We start from the raw sequence: 16,926 nt of genomic DNA on the forward strand, positions 1-16,926 counted from the left end.
GGTGAGTGCTGTGTCAGAAGGAAGCGCCGTGACCGAGCACGAGATCGTCGTCCGCGGGGGACTGGTCGTCGACGGGACGGGGGAGCCGGGGCGCGTCGCGGACGTCGGCGTCACCGGGGACCGGATCAGCGGGATCGGGACCGGCCTGCGGGGCGGCACCGTGGTGGACGCCGACGGCCTGGCCGTCACCCCCGGGTTCGTCGACCTGCACTCGCACGCGGACTTCACCCTGCAGGGCTCCCCGCACGCGACGACGCAGCTGTACCAGGGCGTCACGACGCTGCTGACCGGCAACTGCGGCTTCTCCCCGTTCCCGGTCGCCGACCGCAGCGCGCCGCACCGGCTGCCGATGCCCGAGGACCGGCTGAGCTGGACCTGGGACGACGCCGCCGGGTTCCGCCGCGCGGTCGAGGCGGCGACCCCGGCGGTGAACGTCGGCCTGCAGGTCGGGCACGGCACGATCCGGCACGCCGTGCTCGGGGGAGAGGACCGCCCGCCGTCGCCCGCGGAACTCGACCGCATGCGCGCGTGGGTCGCCGAGGCGGCCCGTGCGGGCGCGCTCGGGCTCTCGTCGGGGCTCATCTACGCCCCGGGCCTGTTCGGCTCGCCCGACGAGCTGACCGAGCTGGTCGCCGAGGCCGCCCGGCACGGGCTGCTCTACTCCACGCACATGCGCAACGAGACCGACCGGCTCGCCGAGGCCGTCGCCGAGGCGATCGGCACCGCCGAGCGGGCGGGGGCGCGGCTGGAGATCTCGCACCTGAAGGCGATGGGCCGGCCGAACCACGGCGCGGTCCGCACCGCGCTGAGCCTGATCGACGACGCCCGCGCCCGCGGCGTCGACGTGACCGCGGACGTCTACCCGTACGCGGCCTCGAGCACCGGGCTCACCTCCCGGCTCGCGCCGTGGGCGATCGACGGCGGCCCGGAGGCGCTGCTGACCCGGCTGGCCGACCCGCAGACCCGGGCCCGGATCGCCGAGGCGCTGCGGGCCCGGTTCGTCGAGGAGATCGATCCCGGCGGCATCGTGCTCGCCGACCTGGGGGAGGGCGACCGCTACGCCGGCGACATCGGCCGCTCGCTCGCCGAGCTGGCCGCCCGGGACGGCGGTGACCCGGCCGACGTCGCGATGGAGGTGCTCGCCGGGCACCGGGCGCAGGTCGGCATCGTCAACCACGCGATGGCCGAGGACGACGTCGAGACCGTCCTGCGCCATCCGGTCGTCTCCGTCGCCAGCGACGGGTGGGTCCTGGACGCCGCCGGCGACGGCGTGCCGCACCCGCGCAGCTTCGGCACCTTCGCCCGGGTGCTGGGCCGGTACGTGCGCGAGCGCGGCGTGCTGACGCTGGAGGAGGCCGTGCGGAAGATGACGTCGCTGCCGGCGAGCCGGATCGGGCTCGACGACCGCGGCACGCTCCGAGTGGGGGCCGCCGCGGACGTCGTCGTGCTCGACCCGTCCGGCGTCACCGACCGGTCGACCTACACCGAGCCGTGGCAGCTCGCGGAGGGGGTGCAGGCCGTGCTGGTCAACGGGGTGCCGGCCGTGCTGGACGGAGCCACCACGGGCCGGACCGGCGGGCGGGTGCTGAGCGGGTCGCGCTGACCCCCCACGTCCGGTGCCGGGTGCCGAACGAGCGCTCGACGGCATTAATTACTAAATAATATTGACAGCATCCAAGCCCGTGATCACACTCGTCGGCGAGCCGGGCACACCGCCGACGGCTCCCGTGAACCGACAGGGGAGTGACATGGGCGCAAGGATGCGTCGCAGCCACCTCGCACGCGCCGTGATCGTCGTCGCCGTGCTGGGGTTGCTCGCCGGCTGCGCCGGCCGGATCGGGGAGGACGGGCGCTACGGCGTCGTCTACCTCGACGCGCAGGGCTTCTACGCCGGCGTGCGGGCCGGCATGCAGCAGGAGACGGAGTCCCGGGGGGCCAGCCCGCAGCTGCTGGAGCTGAACGCCCAGGGTGACGCGTCGAAGGAGAGCACCTTCGTCGACCAGGTCAGCGCCGCGCAGATGGACGCGCTGATCCTCTCGCCGGCGTCGGAGACGGCGTCGGTCCCGGCGATCGAGCTCGCGCACGAGAGCGGGATCCCGGTCGTCTGTTACAACACCTGCATCGAGGAGGCCGCGGCCGAGCGGTTCGTGTCGGCCTACGTGCTCGGCGATCCGCAGGAGTTCGGCGCGATGCTCGGGGCACAGGTCGCCCGGCACTTCCGCAGCGAGGGGAACCTCGAGCCCTCGATCGGGGTCGTGAACTGCGAGTTCGTCGAGGTCTGCATCCACCGCCGGGAGGGCTTCGAGCGCGCGCTCGAGGCTGACCTGCCCGGCGCCCGGATCGTGGCGAACCAGCAGGGCGCCACCATCGACGAGGCGGTCGACGTCGCCGACCGGATCCTGACCGCGCACCCCGACCTGGACGCCTTCTTCGCCCAGGCCGGTGGCGCCACGATGGGGGCCGTCCGGGCGGTGCAGGCCCGGGGCCGGGTCGGGCAGACCGTCGTGTTCGGCGGCGACATGTCCACCGAGGCCGCGAACGAGCTCGTCGCGGGCGACGTCCTCAAGGGCGTCGTCGACATCTCCGGCATCACCGTCGGCCGCCTCGCCGCCGAGGCCGCCGAGCAGGTGCGCTCCGGCCGGAACGACGGCTACACGATCGTCCCCGCGCCGATCGAGCTGTTCGACGGCCCGGAGCGCGGTCAGGAATGGCTCGAGACCCACCCGGACGGCCTGCCGTGAGCGGGGACGGTCCGGTCGGATCCATGGCAGGAAGCCCCACAGGAAGGGAGCCACTCGTGGCAGGCGACGCCGCCGGCAGCGAGTCCGCCGTCGTGGTCGACGGCGTCACCAAGCACTACGGCGCGGTGCAGGCACTGACCGACGCGCACCTGCGGGTCGCCCCGGGCGAGGTCCGGGCGCTGCTCGGACGCAACGGCGCCGGGAAGTCCACGCTGATCCGGGTCCTGTCCGGTGTGGAGCGTGCCGACGCCGGCACGGTCACGGTCGCCGGACGCGAGCTGGGGTCCGGCGGTGTGCGCGCGGCCGGCGAGCTCGGGGTCAGCACCGTCCACCAGGAGCTCAGCCTGGTCACCGGGTTCAGCGTGGCCGAGAACCTCTACCTCGGGAACTGGCCGCGCCGGGGCGCCGCGATCGACCACGCGGCGATGCGTCGCGGTGCGGCCGAGGTGCTCGACCGGCTCGGCCTCGACATCGACCCGGACCGCCCGGTCGGCGACCTGTCACTGGCCCTGCGCCAGCTCGTCGAGATCTCCCGCGCCGTGCGGGAGAACCCGACGCTGCTCATCCTCGACGAGCCGACGTCGGCACTCGCCGCGGCCGAGGTCGACGTGGTGCTCTCCGCGGTCGGCCGGATCGCCCGGGCCGGCGTGGCCGTGCTCTACGTCAGCCACCGGCTCGAGGAGATCCGCCGGATCGCCGACACCGCCACCGTGATGCGGGACGGACGGATCGTCGAGACGGTCGACGTCGACAAGGCCGACACCTCGGCCGTCGTCGCGCTGATGACCGGCGAGCGCACCGGGCCGTCGGTGCAGCGTCCGGCCGCCCGTGCCGTCGACCGGACCGGGACGCCGCTGCTGTCCGTGCGCGGCCTGGCGGTCCCGCCCAAGGTCGTCGACGTCTCGTTCGACGTGCACCCCGGGGAGATCCTCGGGCTGGGCGGGCTGATGGGGTCGGGACGCACCGAGCTGCTGCGCGCGATCGCCGGGTTCGACCCGGCGCGCGGGGGCACCGTCACGATCGACGGGACGCCGGTCGCCGCCCCCACCCCGGCGGCCATGAAGCAGCTGGGCGTCGGCATGACCCCGGAGGACCGCAAGCACGAGGGCCTGGTCCCGCTGATGGGCGTCGACGAGAACATCGTGCTGTCCGCCTACGGCGCGGTGCGCTCCGGTCCGACGATCCGGCCCGGGCTGGTCCGCCGGGCCGCGACCGCGCTGATCAGCCGGCTCTCCATCGCCACCGCATCCCCGGACACCCCGATCGTCAACCTGAGCGGCGGCAACCAGCAGAAGGCGGTCATCGCCCGCTGGCTGCACGCCGGGAGCCGCATCCTGCTGCTCGACGAGCCGACCCGCGGCGTCGACGTCGCGGCCAAGGCCGAGATCTACCGGGTCGTGCGCGAGCTCGCCGACGAAGGCAACGCGATCGTCTTCGTCTCCGGCGAGCTCGAGGAGCTCCCGCTGGTCTGCGACCGGGTCGTCGTGCTGCGCGACGGGCGCGCCGCGGACGAGCTGTCCGGGCCCGACCTCACGACCGAATCCCTGCTCTCCGCCGCGATGGCGGCCTGAGAACCCGAGGACGACAGATGACCGTCACCGATTCCGCGCCGCGCTCGCGCGCGGACGCCGTGCGCCACCGCCTCGGTGGGCGCTCGCTCAACGAGATCGGCCTGCTCGCCGCGATCGTGCTCCTCTACGTCGTGCTGGGCTCGTCCGCGGCCGGGTTCCTGAGCCTGGACAACCAGCTCGGCATGCTGCGCGACGCCGCCACGATCGGCATCGCCGCCTGGGGCGTCACCCTGGTGATCATCGCCGGGGAGATCGACATCAGCGTCGGCCCGGCCGTCGCGTTCGCCTCCGTGCTGGTGGCCAAGGGCGCCGCCGAGTGGGGCCTCGGCGTGGCACCGGCGATCCTGATGACGCTGCTCGCCGGACTGGGCTGGGGCGCGCTGGCCGGCTGGCTGCGCGCACGCTTCGACGTCCCGTCCTTCATCGCCACCCTGGGGGTCTGGAGCGCGCTGGGCGGGCTGGGCCTCTACCTCACCGACGCGCTACCGGTCGTGCTCCCCGAAAGCGGGCTCATGACCGTGCTCGGCGGGACGATCCTGGGCATCCCGACCCCGGCGATCGTGATGATCGTGCTGTTCGCGGTCTTCGCCTACGTCGCCCGGTACACCGCCTACGGGCGTTCGGTCTACGCGGTCGGCGGCAACCCGGCCGCGGCCCGGATGGCCGGTATCGACCTGGCCCGGATCCGGGTCCTGCTGTTCGCCACCACCGGCCTGCTCGCCGCCCTGACCGGCATCCTGCTGGCCGCGCGGCTGGGGTCCGGCAACGGCGGCGCCGCCGCCGGCCTCGAGTTCGACGTCATCGCCGCCGTGGTGATCGGCGGCACCGCGCTCGCCGGTGGCCGGGGCACGATGCTCGGCACCCTGCTCGGCGTCGCGGTGATCACCGTGATCGGCAACGGGCTGGTGCTGCTCGGGGTGGACTCGTTCCTGCAGAACGTCATCCGCGGCGTGATCATCGTCGTCGCGGTCCTGGTCAACGTGATCATCACCCGGCGCGCCCGGGCCACGAGGGAGAGTTGATGGGCACCGGCACGATGGCGGGCGTGTACCTGCCCGGCGACTCGACGGCCGTGCTGCGCGAGCTGCCGATCCCCGAGCCCGGTCCGGGCCAGGTGCTGGTCGAGGTGGGGGCGTCGGGCATCTGCGGCTCCGACATCGGCTACATCTACCACGAGCACAAGGGCCACCGCGGGGTCGACGGGCCCGCCTACCGGGGTGTGGTGGCCGGGCACGAGCCGTCCGGGCGGATCGTCGCGACCGGCCCCGGCTGCCGCCGCTTCGGCGACGGCGACCGGGTGATCGTCTACCACATCGCCGGGTGCGAGCGCTGCGACAACTGCCGCCGCGGGTACCCGATCAGCTGCTCCGCACCGGAGCGGGAGGCCTACGGCTGGCAGCGCGACGGCGGGCACGCCGGGCACGTGCTCGTCGACGAGGCGAGCTGCGTCCCGCTGCCGGACTCGCTGTCCTACGTGGACGGCGCGCTGATCGCCTGCGGGTTCGGCACCGCCTACGAGGGCCTGCGCCGGATCGGCGTGAACGGCGACGGCGACCTGCTCGTGGTCGGCCTCGGCCCGGTCGGGCTGGCCGCCGGGATGATCGGCCGCGGGATGGGGGCGCGCCGGATCGTCGGCGTCGAGACCTCTCCCGTGCGCCGGGAGTGGGCCGACGGGCTGGGCGTGTTCGACGCGACCACCGCCCCGGCCGCCTCGGCCGAACAGACGGCGGCCGCGGTCTCCGAGCTGCTCGGTGCCCCCGGCGCCGCGACGACGATCGACTGCTCCGGATCGCGTGCCGGCCGCTCGACCGCCATCGCCGGCGCCGCCGAGTGGGGCCGGGTGTCGCTGGTCGGTGAGGGCGGCACGCTGGAGACCGAGGTCTCGGACGCGCTGCTGCACAAGCAGCTGACCCTGTACGCGTCCTGGGTCACCTCGCTGACGGCGATGACCGAGCTCGCGGTGCACCTCGACCGCTGGGGCCTGCGCCCGGAGCGGGTGGTGTCCGACCGGTTCGGACTGGAGCAGGCGGACGAGGCCTACCGGCTGGCCGCCGGGCAGAGCCGCGGCAAGGTCGTCCTGGTGCCGGGCTCGTGAGTACCGCCCGGGTGGAGGCCGCGGCCGGTGGCCGGGTGCTGTGGCTGGACAACGGCATCGTGCGGCTCGGGCTGGTCCCCGAGCTCGGCGGCCGGCTGCTCTCGCTGTCCCGGACCGGCGGCCCGGAGCTGCTGTGGCGCGACGACCGGCTGGTCGGCGAGGACCTGCTGCCCCGGGTGCCGCACCGTCCCCACTCGGGCCGGCTCGGCGACTGGGTCAACTACGGCGGGGACAAGACCTGGCCCGCCCCGCAGGGCTGGGACCACGACGGCCAGTGGGCCGGCCCGCCCGACCCGGTGCTGGACTCCGGCCCGTACCGGGCGGAGGTCCGCGACGGCGACGGCACCGCCACGGTCACCCTGACCAGCGGCGACGACCCCCGCACCGGGCTAGGCCTGACCCGGTGCGTCGAGCTCGACGACGACGCGGACGGCTACCGGCTGCGGCTCACCGCCCGCAACACCTCCGACCGCCCGGTGCGCTGGGCGCTCTGGAACGTGACCCAGCTCGACGGCGAGGGCCCCGGGCACACCGAGGTCGCCGGACCCGCCGAGGTCGTCGACCTGCTGGCGGGCACCGGTTTCCCCCGCTGGTCCGACGGCGGCGGGCTGGTCCGGGTGCCGCACCAGGACGTCGTCGGGAAGCTCGGTTTTCCCGCCGCGACGGGACGGCTGAGCCACACCGGGCGGGACGCGGTGGTCACCGTGGACTTCCCGGTGGACCCGGACGCGGACTACCCGGACCGGGGCTCCCGGGCCGAGATCTGGATCGAGTGCCCGCAGCCCGCGCCATTGGCCGCGCTGGGAGACCTCGACCCGCCGGCCCGGATCGTCGAGTGCGAGGTGCTCGGTCCCCTGACCGAGCTGGGACCGGGCGAGCAGACCACGCTGGACATCGTCTGCACGGTCGAAGCGGGGGAGGGGTCCACATGAGCGACCGGGTCGCGGTCGTCACCGGGGGTGGACGCGGGATCGGTGCGGCCACCGTCGCGCGGCTGGCCGCCGAGGGGACCGCGGTCGCCGTCCTCGACGTCGACGGCGCCGCCGCCCGTGAGGTGGCGGCCGGGGTCGTGGCCGGGGGCGGGTCCGCGATCGGGATCGGGTGCGACGTGTCCGACGAGCAGGGCTGGGCCGACGCGCTGACCCGCTGCCGGGCCGAGCTCGGACCGGTGGACGTGCTCGTCGGCAACGCCTACACGGTGGACGTCCGGCCCGCCCACGAGACCGATCTGGACTCCTGGCAGCGGCAGCTGTCGGTCAACCTGACCGGCACCTTCCTCGGGTTCCGGGCCTGCCTGCCGGACCTGTCCCGGAACGGGACGGGTGCGGTGGTGCTCACCTCGTCGGTGCACGCGATGATCGGGTTGCCGGGCCGGCCGGCGTACGCGACCACCAAGGCCGGGCTGACCGGGCTGACCCGCCAGCTCGCCGTCGAGTACGGCGAGGTGCTGCGGGTGAACGCGGTGCTGCCGGGGCCGGTGCTCACGGCCGCGTGGGACGGGATCGGCGAACAGGACCGCCGGCGCAGCGCCGAGGCGACCGCGGTGAAGCGGCTCGGACGCCCGGAGGAGGTCGCGGAGGCGATCGCCTTCCTCGCGAGCGAGCGCGCCTCGTTCGTCACCGGCGCCTCGCTGGTGGTCGACGGCGGCTGGAGCGTCGCGAAGCAGTCGGCGTGAGCAGGCGCGGGACATGAGCAGGCGCGGTACGGGCAATGACGGGAACCGGGGGCGGGCGCAGGGATGAGCGGGTACAGCGGCCGGGGCGTGCACGGGCAGACCGTGGACGTGCTCGGCGCGCGGATCGTCGCGGGCGGGTTCGGTGAGGGGGTCGTGTTCGACCTCGCCGCGCTGGGCCGGGACCTGGACGTGAGCATGACCGCGTTGCGCGAGGCGCTGAAGGTGCTCGCGGCGAAGGGGCTGGTCGAGGCGCGCCAGAAGCGCGGCACCTACGTACGCGCCCGCGAGCACTGGAACCTGCTCGACGCCGACGTGATCCGGTGGCGGGCGGAGGCCGGGGACGCTCCGGCCGTGCTGCGTGACCTGGCCGAGGTCCGCGCCGTCCTGGAGCCCTCGACCGCCTCGATCGCCGCCGGCCGGCGCGACGCGGCCGACCTGGCCGAGCTGGAGGCCGCGCTGGTGGCCATGCGGGACGCGGTGGGCCCGGCGGCGGCGGTCGACGCTGACCTGCGCTGGCACCGCGCCCTGCTGCGGGCCACCCACAACCCGATGCTCGCCAGCATGGACGTGTTCATCGAGCCCGCGCTGCGGCTGCGCGACTCGCTGGTGCACACCGGGACCGACGACGACCCGGTGCCCGCCCACCGGGTCGTCGTCGACGCCGTCCGGGCAGGTGACGCGACCGCGGCCGCCGCCGCGATGTCGGCGCTGCTGGACAAGGCGTCGCACGACGTCGCCGAGGTCATCGGTGCAGGAGACGAGGAGGACACACCCGCGTGAAGATCGTCGCCGTCGAGACGTTCCTGGTGCCACCACGGTGGCTGTTCTGCAGGATCGAGACCGACCAGGGACTCGTCGGCTGGGGCGAGCCCGTCGTCGAGGGGCGCGCGGAGACCGTGCGCGCGGCCGTCGACGAGCTCTCCGACCTGCTGATCGGGCGCGATCCGCGCCGGGTCGAGGACCTCTGGCAGCTGATGACGAAGGCCGCGTTCTACCGCGGCGGCCCGGTGCTCTCCAGCGCCGTGGCGGGCATCGACCAGGCGCTGTGGGACATCCTCGGCCGCTCGCTCGGGGTCCCGGTGCACCAGCTGCTCGGCGGCGCGGTCCGCGACGAGGTCCGGGTGTACGGCTGGGTCGGTGGCGACGAGCCCGCCGAGGTCGCCGACGCCGCGGCGGCCCAGACGGCCGCCGGCCTGACCGCGGTGAAGATGAACGCCGCCGGCCGGATGGACCGGATGCCGGACCGGGCCACGGTGCGGTCCGTCGTGGACCGTCTCGCGGCGGTGCGCGAGGCGATCGGTGACGACCGGGACGTGGCGGTGGACTTCCACGGGCGGTTCGGCGTCGCGGCCGCCCGGCGGGTGATCCCGGAGCTCGCACCGCTGCACCCGATGTTCGTCGAGGAGCCGGTGCTGCCGGAGTACACCCACCGGCTCGGCGACCTCGTCACGTCGACGACGGTGCCGATCGCGTGTGGCGAGCGCCTGTTCTCGCGGACCGACTTCCTGCCGGCGCTGCAGGCCGGGATCGCGGTGGCCCAGCCGGACCTGTCCCACGCCGGCGGCATCTCGGAGGTGCGGCGGATCGCCTCGCTCGCCGAGACGTTCGACGCGCTGCTCGCGCCGCACTGCCCGCTCGGCCCGCTGACGCTGGCGGCCAGCCTGCAGGTCGCGTTCGCGACGCCGAACTTCCTGATCCAGGAGCAGAGCATCGGCATCCACTACCACGATGGCGCCGAGCTGCTCGACTACGTGCTCGACCGATCCGTGCTGGCCTTCGGGCAGGGCGCGATCCGCCGCTGGGACGCGCCCGGCCTCGGCGTCGAGATCGACGAGGCGGCGGTGCGCGAGGCGGACCGCAAGGGACATCGCTGGCGGCCGCCCGTGTGGCGGCACGACGACGGCTCGTTCGCCGAGTGGTGATCGAGCCCGTGCAGGAACGGCCCGCACAGGAACCACCGACCGGGAGGAGCGGCGTGGACCCCGCCGAACTGATGGACGAGCTCGCACGGCACCGGCTGGTGGCGATCATCCGTGGCCGTGACGCCGACGCGGCGGTCGCGACCGCGGAGACCCTGGCCGAGTGCGGCGTCGCGGTGCTGGAGGTCTCCCTGACCACGGTGGACGCGCTCGGGGTGATCCGCAGGCTGGCGCGCACCCTCGGCCCCGGCGTCCGGCTGGGTGCCGGGACGGTGCTGAGCGCCGACGACGCCCGGGCCGCCCACGACGCCGGCGCGACCTTCGCCGTCACCCCGGCGCTCGGCGACGGGGTCGCCGCCGCCGTGGAGCTCGGGATGCCGGTGCTCGCCGGGGCGATGACCCCGACCGAGGTGCACGGCGCCGTGCGGGCCGGCGCGACCGCGGTGAAGGTCTTCCCGGCCGACGGCCTGGGCCCCCGGCACGTCCGGGCGCTGCGGGACCCGTTCCCCGGCGTCGGGTTCGTCCCGGTGGGCGGGGTGACCCTGGCCGACGTGCCGGCGTTCCTGGACGCCGGAGCGGTGGCGGTCGGGGTCGGCAGCCCGCTGTGCGGGGACGCCCCGCACGGTGGTGACCTCGGCGCGCTGCGCGGCCGCGCGGCCGCGTTCGTGGACGTGGTGGCCCGGGACGCGGTGGCGCGATGAGCGGCGACGGGACCGGACGGGTCGTCACGATCGGCGAGACCATGGTCGCGTTGCGCGGCGCCGGGCTGATGCGCCTCGGCAGCGGGTTCCACACCTCGATCGCCGGCGCCGAGTCGAACGTCGCGATCGGCCTGGCCCGGCTCGGTCACCCGGTCACCTGGGCGGGACGGGTCGGTGACGACGAGGGCGGCGAACTCATCCTGCGGGTGCTGCGCGCCGAGGGCGTCGAGACGACGGTCGCGACCCGCGGGCCGGGACCGACCGGCCTCGTCCTGTTCGAGCAGCGGCTGCCCGGCGTGGCCCGGGTCCAGTACTACCGCCGCGAGTCGGCGGGCTCGGCGCTGTGCCCGGCCGACGTCGTCGAGGCGGTGACGCCGGGGACCCGGCTGCTGCACGTCACCGGCATCACGCCCGCGCTCGGGGCGCAGCCGCGGGCCGCGGTCGAGGCCGCGGTGGCGCGGGCACGTGAGCTCGCCGTGCCGGTGTCGCTGGACGTCAACCACCGGTCCCGGCTCTGGTCGGCGGAGCGGGCGTCCGAGGTGCTGACCCCGCTCGCGGGCGCCGCCGACGTGGTCATCGGTTCGGACGACGAGCTCGACCTCGTCGGCGGGGCCGGGCGCCTGCTCGAGGCCGGGGTCGCCGAGGTCGTGACCAAGCTCGGCGCGGACGGAGCCTCGCTGCGGACGGCGGACGGACGGTGGACGGCGCCGGGGAACCGGGTCGCGGTCGTCGACGCCGTCGGCGCCGGGGACGCCTTCACCGCCGGATACCTCTCGGCCCGCCTCGACGGCCTCGCCCCCGCCGACCGGCTGGCGCGGGGCAACGCCTGCGGGGCGTTCGCCGTCGCGACCGCGGGGGACTGGGAGGGCCTGCCCACCCGGCCGGACCTGCCGCTGGTGGCCCGCGAGGACGGGGCGGTGCTGCGATGACGGCGGAGACGACGGTGGAGACGACGGGCTGGGAGGTGTGGTCCGACGAGCGCTTCGAGCTCGGCGAGGGCCTCCGGCTGGTCGGCGACCGGCTGGTGATGACCGACATCCTCAGTGGACGGCTGCTGGAGTTGCCCGCCGACGGGTCCGCCCCGCCCCGGGTCCTGACCGAGCTGGACCGGCCGCTCGGGGCGGTGGCACCGCACGCCGACGGCGGCTGGGTCGCCGCGGCGGGCACCGGCGTGACCCGCCTGCCGGAGGACGGCACGACGATCGGTCTCGCCGGGCCGGAGTGCCGGATGAACGACGCGGTCGCCGACCCGGCCGGCCGGTTCTGGGCGGGCTCGATGGCCTGGGACGCCACCGAGGGTGCGGGTGCCCTGCACCGGGTGGACCCGGACGGCGGCGTGACCACCGCGCTGAGCGGTCTCACCGTCCCGAACGGCCCGGCCTTCGACGCATCCGGGTCCGTCATGTACCTCGCGGACAGCGCCCGCGGCCTGATCCTGCGCGTCGACGTCGATCCCGGGACCGGGGAGCTGGGTCCGGCGAGCACCTTCGCCGAGGTCACGACCGGCAGCCCGGACGGCATGACGGTCGACGACCGGGGCCGGCTGTGGTCGGCGGTGTGGGGCGGCGGCGTCGTGCTGGTGTTCACCCCGGACGGCCGGGTCGAGCAGGAGATCGCCGTCCCGGCGCGCCAGCCGACCAGCGTGTGCCTGACCGGCACGCACCTCGTCGTCACCACCGCGTGGCACGGGCTCGACGGACCGGGCCGGGCGGACGGAGCGCTGTTCGCGCGACCGTGCGCGGTGGCCGCGCCACCGGTGCGGGTGGCCCGGACCGCTGTCCGAGGCCGGCACCGGCAGCCGACCGAGCGCTTCACGGACATCCGCAGGACGAGCGCACCACCAGGTCGGTGGTCGATGTCTCCGAGCGGGGAGGAACGTCCGGGCTCCTGAGCAGCTCGATGGTGCGCCGTGCGATGTCGGTGAAGCGGGGGGCGACGGTCGTCAGCGGTGGGACCGAGAAGCGCGAGCTGTCGGTCCCGTCGAAGCTGACGACGGCGAGCGACCCGGGAACGGCGACACCGAGTTCGGCCGCGGCACAGAGCAGCCCGAGGGCCTGGTCCTCGCTCGCGACGAACATCCCGTCGGGGGGCGATGCCAGCCGGAGCATGCGCAGACCTGCCCGGTAACCACCCTCCTTGCTGAACGGTGCCCACTCGACCAGCCGGGGATCTACCCGCCCCCCGGCGTCGTGCACGGCCTGCTGCCAGCCGGCGTGGCGTGCGCGGGCCGTCGGTACCGTCTCGGGCCCGAGCAGGCAGCCCAGCGCGCGTCGGCCGTGCTCGATCAGGTGCCGGGTAGCGACGGCGGCGCCCTGCACGTTGTCGATGACCACGGACGCGGCGCGGTCGTCGTCGGCGACGCGGTCGAGCACGACGACCGGCGTTCCGGCCGAGGTCGCGATCTCGATCGCGTCGTGCGCCCCGACCCCGACGTAGATCAGCCCGTCGACCCGGCGGTCGACGAAGGTCTCCACGAGTGTGCTCTCCCGATCGACGCTCTGACCGGAGTCGCCCAGCACCAGGACGAGCCCGTGGCGCGAGGCCTCGGTCTCCAGGGCGTGGGCCAGGGTCGCGAAGAACTGGTTGGCGAGCTCGGGCACGACCAGACCCAGCGTTCTCGTCGCTCCCGAGACGAGCGCGCGCGCGACGCCGTTCGGCCGGTAGCCGGTCTCGGCCATCGCACGCAGCACCCTCTCCCGGGTCGCCGCGGCGATCGGGCGGGGGCCCTCGTTGATCACGTAGCTGACGACGGCCGTCGAGACGCCGGCAGCCCGGGCGACGTCCGCCTGCGTGACCCGGACCGGTCTGCCCGGACGGGTCACGGCACACCGCCCGCGGCAGGGGACCCGGCGGGGCGGAGCCCCGCGGTGCGGGACCGGTACGGCGCCGGCCCCGCACCGCGGACCTCACCGTCGCCGGTCGAGGATCGCGTGGATGTCATCGGCGGACTTGGCGTAGGGATGGGGTGGGACGTCGAAGGCGGGTGTGGTGGTCTCGTCGCGGGGGATCCCGAGCCGGTCGAACAGGACCGCCCGCGCGGACTTGTCCTTCTCGGACTCCTGGATGGCGTAGGTGAGGACGTCGTCGATGTGCTCGGCGGGGACGACGAGTGCGCCGTCGCCGTCGGCGACGACCAGGTCGTCCGGCCGGACCGGTTGCCCGCCGATCTCGACGGTCATCGAGTGCCCACCCCACTCGACGCGGCCCTGGTACATCGGCTGCACCACCCAGCGGGACCAGACGGGTAGATGCTTGCTGGCCAGCGTCTCGTCGGTGTCGCGGGCACCTCCGTTGGTCAGGCATCCGCGCGCACCCAGGGCGGCGTAGATCATCGAATCCGCCGATCCGACCGCGGGTGTCGGCGTGTTGCACGTGTCGACGACCAGGAAGGTGTGCTCGTCGATCTGCTCGTGCAGGTCCTTCTCGAAGACCTGGCCGTACCAGTACTCGTAGGCCCACGTGGTGTAGTCCTGCGGGGACATGGTGGGGACGGTCTGCTGGGTCGGGACGTGCCGGCAGGTGGTGGCGAAGCCGGCGGCCTTGGTGCGCCACAGCGGGCGGACCTCGGGTGACACCGAACCGGTGTGGTGCAGCCCGACCCAGTCCATCCCGTCGCGGACGTCGGTCACGCGAAGCTTGCCGACGGTGTCGAGGATCTCCTTCTTGCGTTCACTGCTCAACGACACGACTGGTCCTCTCGATCGGGGTTCATGTGGTGGTGATGCGCCGACCGGAGGTCGGGTCGAACAGATGGATCCGGTCGGGACGTGTGGGAACGACCCGGACGGTGTCGCCGAGCCGGAGGGCGTCGCCCCCGGCGGTCCGGACCACCAGGCGACGACCCGTCTGGTGCCCGTCGACGAGCTCGCCGTAGACGAACGAGTCGGATCCGAGCTCCTCGCAGAGCGTGACCGTCATCGTCATCCCGTCGTCGGACGGCGCCGCGATCCGCAGGGCCTCGGGGCGGACGCCGACGAGCACCTCGGACCCCGCGCACGACCGCGCGGCGCCGACCAGTTCCCGGTCGACGGGAATGGTGCAGCCGCCGATCCCGACGCCGTCGGGTCCGATGTGGCCGGTGTGGAGGTTCATGGCCGGAGAGCCGATGAATCCGGCGACGAAGGCGTTTGCGGGACGGTCGTAGAGCTCGCGGGGCGAGGCGCACTGCTGCAGCTCACCGTCTTTGAGGACCGCGACCCTGCTGCCCATCGTCATGGCCTCGACCTGGTCGTGGGTCACGTAGACGGTGGTGGTCCCGAGCCTCTGCTGCAGCGCGGAGATGTGGGCGCGCGTCTCGACCCGCAGTTTGGCGTCGAGGTTGGACAGGGGCTCGTCCATGAGGAAGACCGCGGGCTCACGGACGATCGCCCGCCCCATGGCCACCCGTTGGCGTTGCCCGCCGGACAGCGCCTTGGGTCGCCGGCCGAGGTAGGGCGTCAGGTCGAGCATGGCCGCCGCGGACTCGACCCGGCGACGGATCTCGTCCTTCGGCAGGCGGGAGATGCGCAACGCGAATCCCAGGTTCTGCGCGACGGTCATGTGCGGGTAGAGCGCGTAGTTCTGGAACACCATGGCGATGTCACGCTGCTTCGGCTCGAGGCCGGTGACGTCGTGGGACCCGATCCGGATGAGGCCCTCGTCGACCTCCTCCAGCCCGGCGAGCATCCGCAGCGCGGTGGATTTGCCCGATCCCGACGGTCCGACCAGGACCAGGAACTCCCCGTCGGGGATGGTCAGGTCGAGCCGGTCGACCGCGCGCACGGGCGGGGCGCCGGGGTAGATCCGGGAGGCGGACGAGTAGGTGACCTCGGCCATCGCTGGCTCCTTCGTCGGCGAGGTGGGACGTGGCCGGCGGCGGGGCCGGCCGCGGGTCGCGGCCGGCCCCGGGCGGTCACCTCCGGTGTCGGTCGAGGAGGGCGTTGATGTCGGCGGCGGACTTGGCGTAGGGATGGGGTGGGACGTCGAAGGCGGGCACGGTCGTCTCGTCGCGTGCGATCCCCAGCCGGTCGAACAACGCGGCGCGCGCCTCCTTGTCGTTCTCGGACTCCTGGACGGCGTAGGTGAGGACGTCGTCGATGTGCTCGGCGGGGACGACGAGTGCGCCGTCGCCGTCGGCGACGACGAGGTCGTCGGGGCGGACGGGTTGACCGCCGATCTCGACGGTGACGCTGTGGCCGCCCCATTCGACGCGACCCTGGTACATGGGCTGGACGATCCAGCGGGACCAGACGGGCAGGTGCTTGCTGGCGAGGGTCTCGTCGGTGTCGCGGGCGCCGCCGTTGGTCAGGCAGCCCCGCGCCCCCAGCGCGGCCCACATCATCGAGTCCATCGAGCCCACCGCCGGCGTGGGGGTGTTGCAGGTGTCGACGACGAGGAAGGTGTGCTCGTCGATCTGGTCGGCGAGATCGTTCTTGAAGACCTGGCCGTACCAGTACTCGTAGGCCCACTTGGTGTAGTCCTGCGGGGACATGGTGGGGACGGTCTGCTGGGTCGGCACGTGGCGGCAGGTGGTGGCGAAGCCGGCGGCCTTGGTGCGCCACAACGGCCGGATCTCGGGGGAGACGGTGCCGGTGTGGTGCAGTCCGACCCAGTCCATCCCGTCGCGGACGTCGGTCACGCGCAGCTTGCTGACGGTGTCGAGGATTTCCTTCTTGCGTTCACTGCTGAGCGGCAATGTTCTTTCCGTTCGTGGTCGGTGTGCGGATTCGCGATGCGGGCGGGGACCGGCGCTCACCTGCCTGTCGTGGCACCTCCTGCGGGCTCGGGGGACGGGACCGCGGAGCCGTCCATCTCCGCGAGCTGTGCGACCCGGCGGCGGAAGTCCGGGTCGGTGCTGAAGCGGGCGCCGAGATAGGTCGTGACCGTGTCCGTCGCGACGCGGGGACCGACGATCCAGGCACCGACACAGGCGACGTTGACGTCGTCGTGTTCCACGCACTGACGGGCGGAGAAGCTGTCGTGGATCACGGCGGCACGGATGCCGGACACCTTGTTCGCGGCGATCGCGGCGCCGACCCCGGTGCCGCAGACCAGCAGTCCCCGGTCGGCGTCCCCGGACCGGACCAGATCGGTGACCCGGCGGGAGATCACCGGGAAGTCGACGGGCGTGTCGTCGGGGGTCCCCACGTCCAGCAGGTCGTGGCCCAGGTCGGTCACCACGGAGGCGACGTGGGCGCGCAGCGGGAATCCGGCGTGGTCGTTGGCGATGGCGATACGCATGGTGG

General features: G+C 74.1%; 17 protein-coding genes. 12 read left to right on the forward strand and 5 right to left on the reverse strand.

Annotated features, from left to right (window positions below; all coding sequences use genetic code 11):
• Nucleotides 1–28 precede the first annotated feature (28 nt).
• The 12 genes from WIS52_RS00925 to WIS52_RS00980 all read left to right on the forward strand — a co-directional run bounded on the left by WIS52_RS00925 (nucleotide 29) and on the right by WIS52_RS00980 (nucleotide 12,593).
• Entirely contained in the window at nucleotides 29–1,603 is a 1,575-nt protein-coding gene (locus WIS52_RS00925) for an N-acyl-D-amino-acid deacylase family protein (RefSeq protein WP_349296109.1), read from the forward strand.
• A gap of 145 nt (nucleotides 1,604–1,748) precedes the next feature.
• Nucleotides 1,749–2,741 (forward strand): substrate-binding domain-containing protein, encoded by a 993-nt coding sequence (locus WIS52_RS00930; protein ID WP_349296110.1) that lies wholly within the window; start codon nucleotides 1,749–1,751, stop codon nucleotides 2,739–2,741.
• Between the two features lie 56 nt (nucleotides 2,742–2,797).
• Nucleotides 2,798–4,312 carry a sugar ABC transporter ATP-binding protein gene (locus WIS52_RS00935; protein WP_349296111.1) on the forward strand — a complete coding sequence of 505 codons (1,515 nt, stop codon included), beginning with the start codon at nucleotides 2,798–2,800 and terminating at the stop codon, nucleotides 4,310–4,312.
• A 17-nt stretch (nucleotides 4,313–4,329) separates the two neighbouring features.
• Nucleotides 4,330–5,334 carry an ABC transporter permease gene (locus WIS52_RS00940; RefSeq protein WP_349296112.1) on the forward strand — a complete coding sequence of 335 codons (1,005 nt, stop codon included), beginning with the start codon at nucleotides 4,330–4,332 and terminating at the stop codon, nucleotides 5,332–5,334.
• Nucleotides 5,334–6,407 carry a zinc-dependent alcohol dehydrogenase family protein gene (locus WIS52_RS00945; RefSeq protein WP_349296113.1) on the forward strand — a complete coding sequence of 358 codons (1,074 nt, stop codon included), beginning with the start codon at nucleotides 5,334–5,336 and terminating at the stop codon, nucleotides 6,405–6,407. Before WIS52_RS00940 ends, WIS52_RS00945 begins: the two co-directional genes overlap by 1 nt.
• The gene (locus WIS52_RS00950; RefSeq protein ID WP_349296114.1) at nucleotides 6,404–7,339 is read left to right on the forward strand and encodes a DUF4380 domain-containing protein; all 936 of its coding nucleotides are present in this window, start codon (nucleotides 6,404–6,406) and stop codon (nucleotides 7,337–7,339) included. Before WIS52_RS00945 ends, WIS52_RS00950 begins: the two co-directional genes overlap by 4 nt.
• Nucleotides 7,336–8,082 carry an SDR family NAD(P)-dependent oxidoreductase gene (locus WIS52_RS00955; protein WP_349296115.1) on the forward strand — a complete coding sequence of 249 codons (747 nt, stop codon included), beginning with the start codon at nucleotides 7,336–7,338 and terminating at the stop codon, nucleotides 8,080–8,082. Before WIS52_RS00950 ends, WIS52_RS00955 begins: the two co-directional genes overlap by 4 nt.
• A gap of 63 nt (nucleotides 8,083–8,145) precedes the next feature.
• Nucleotides 8,146–8,862: a FadR/GntR family transcriptional regulator gene (locus WIS52_RS00960; protein WP_349296116.1), complete on the forward strand. Its 717-nt coding sequence runs from the start codon at nucleotides 8,146–8,148 to the stop codon at nucleotides 8,860–8,862.
• A complete protein-coding gene (gene dgoD, locus WIS52_RS00965; protein WP_349296117.1) occupies nucleotides 8,859–10,004 on the forward strand; it encodes a galactonate dehydratase in 1,146 nt (381 codons plus the stop codon). Before WIS52_RS00960 ends, dgoD begins: the two co-directional genes overlap by 4 nt.
• A 53-nt stretch (nucleotides 10,005–10,057) precedes the next feature.
• Nucleotides 10,058–10,702 carry a bifunctional 4-hydroxy-2-oxoglutarate aldolase/2-dehydro-3-deoxy-phosphogluconate aldolase gene (locus tag WIS52_RS00970; protein ID WP_349296118.1) on the forward strand — a complete coding sequence of 215 codons (645 nt, stop codon included), beginning with the start codon at nucleotides 10,058–10,060 and terminating at the stop codon, nucleotides 10,700–10,702.
• A complete protein-coding gene (locus WIS52_RS00975; protein WP_349296119.1) occupies nucleotides 10,699–11,631 on the forward strand; it encodes a sugar kinase in 933 nt (310 codons plus the stop codon). Before WIS52_RS00970 ends, WIS52_RS00975 begins: the two co-directional genes overlap by 4 nt.
• Nucleotides 11,628–12,593: an SMP-30/gluconolactonase/LRE family protein gene (locus WIS52_RS00980; RefSeq protein ID WP_349296120.1), complete on the forward strand. Its 966-nt coding sequence runs from the start codon at nucleotides 11,628–11,630 to the stop codon at nucleotides 12,591–12,593. The genes WIS52_RS00975 and WIS52_RS00980 overlap by 4 nt, the downstream gene beginning before the upstream one ends.
• Here the strand turns inward: WIS52_RS00980 and WIS52_RS00985 are convergent.
• From WIS52_RS00985 to WIS52_RS01005, 5 genes are all read right to left on the reverse strand, one after another.
• Nucleotides 12,514–13,524: a LacI family DNA-binding transcriptional regulator gene (locus WIS52_RS00985; RefSeq protein ID WP_349296121.1), complete on the reverse strand. Its 1,011-nt coding sequence runs from the start codon at nucleotides 13,522–13,524 to the stop codon at nucleotides 12,514–12,516. The genes WIS52_RS00980 and WIS52_RS00985 overlap by 80 nt on opposite strands.
• An 84-nt stretch (nucleotides 13,525–13,608) precedes the next feature.
• Nucleotides 13,609–14,388 carry an RraA family protein gene (locus tag WIS52_RS00990; protein ID WP_349296122.1) on the reverse strand — a complete coding sequence of 260 codons (780 nt, stop codon included), beginning with the start codon at nucleotides 14,386–14,388 and terminating at the stop codon, nucleotides 13,609–13,611.
• Between the two features lie 22 nt (nucleotides 14,389–14,410).
• Complete coding sequence (locus tag WIS52_RS00995; protein WP_349296123.1) at nucleotides 14,411–15,517, reverse strand: ABC transporter ATP-binding protein; 1,107 nt, start codon at nucleotides 15,515–15,517, stop codon at nucleotides 14,411–14,413.
• 76 nt (nucleotides 15,518–15,593) lie between these two features.
• Nucleotides 15,594–16,376: an RraA family protein gene (locus WIS52_RS01000; protein ID WP_349296124.1), complete on the reverse strand. Its 783-nt coding sequence runs from the start codon at nucleotides 16,374–16,376 to the stop codon at nucleotides 15,594–15,596.
• A gap of 56 nt (nucleotides 16,377–16,432) precedes the next feature.
• Nucleotides 16,433–16,921: an RpiB/LacA/LacB family sugar-phosphate isomerase gene (locus WIS52_RS01005; RefSeq protein ID WP_349296125.1), complete on the reverse strand. Its 489-nt coding sequence runs from the start codon at nucleotides 16,919–16,921 to the stop codon at nucleotides 16,433–16,435.
• Nucleotides 16,922–16,926 lie beyond the last annotated feature (5 nt).

This window comes from Pseudonocardia nematodicida (assembly GCF_040105385.1).
Taxonomy (GTDB): domain Bacteria; phylum Actinomycetota; class Actinomycetes; order Mycobacteriales; family Pseudonocardiaceae; genus Pseudonocardia; species Pseudonocardia nematodicida.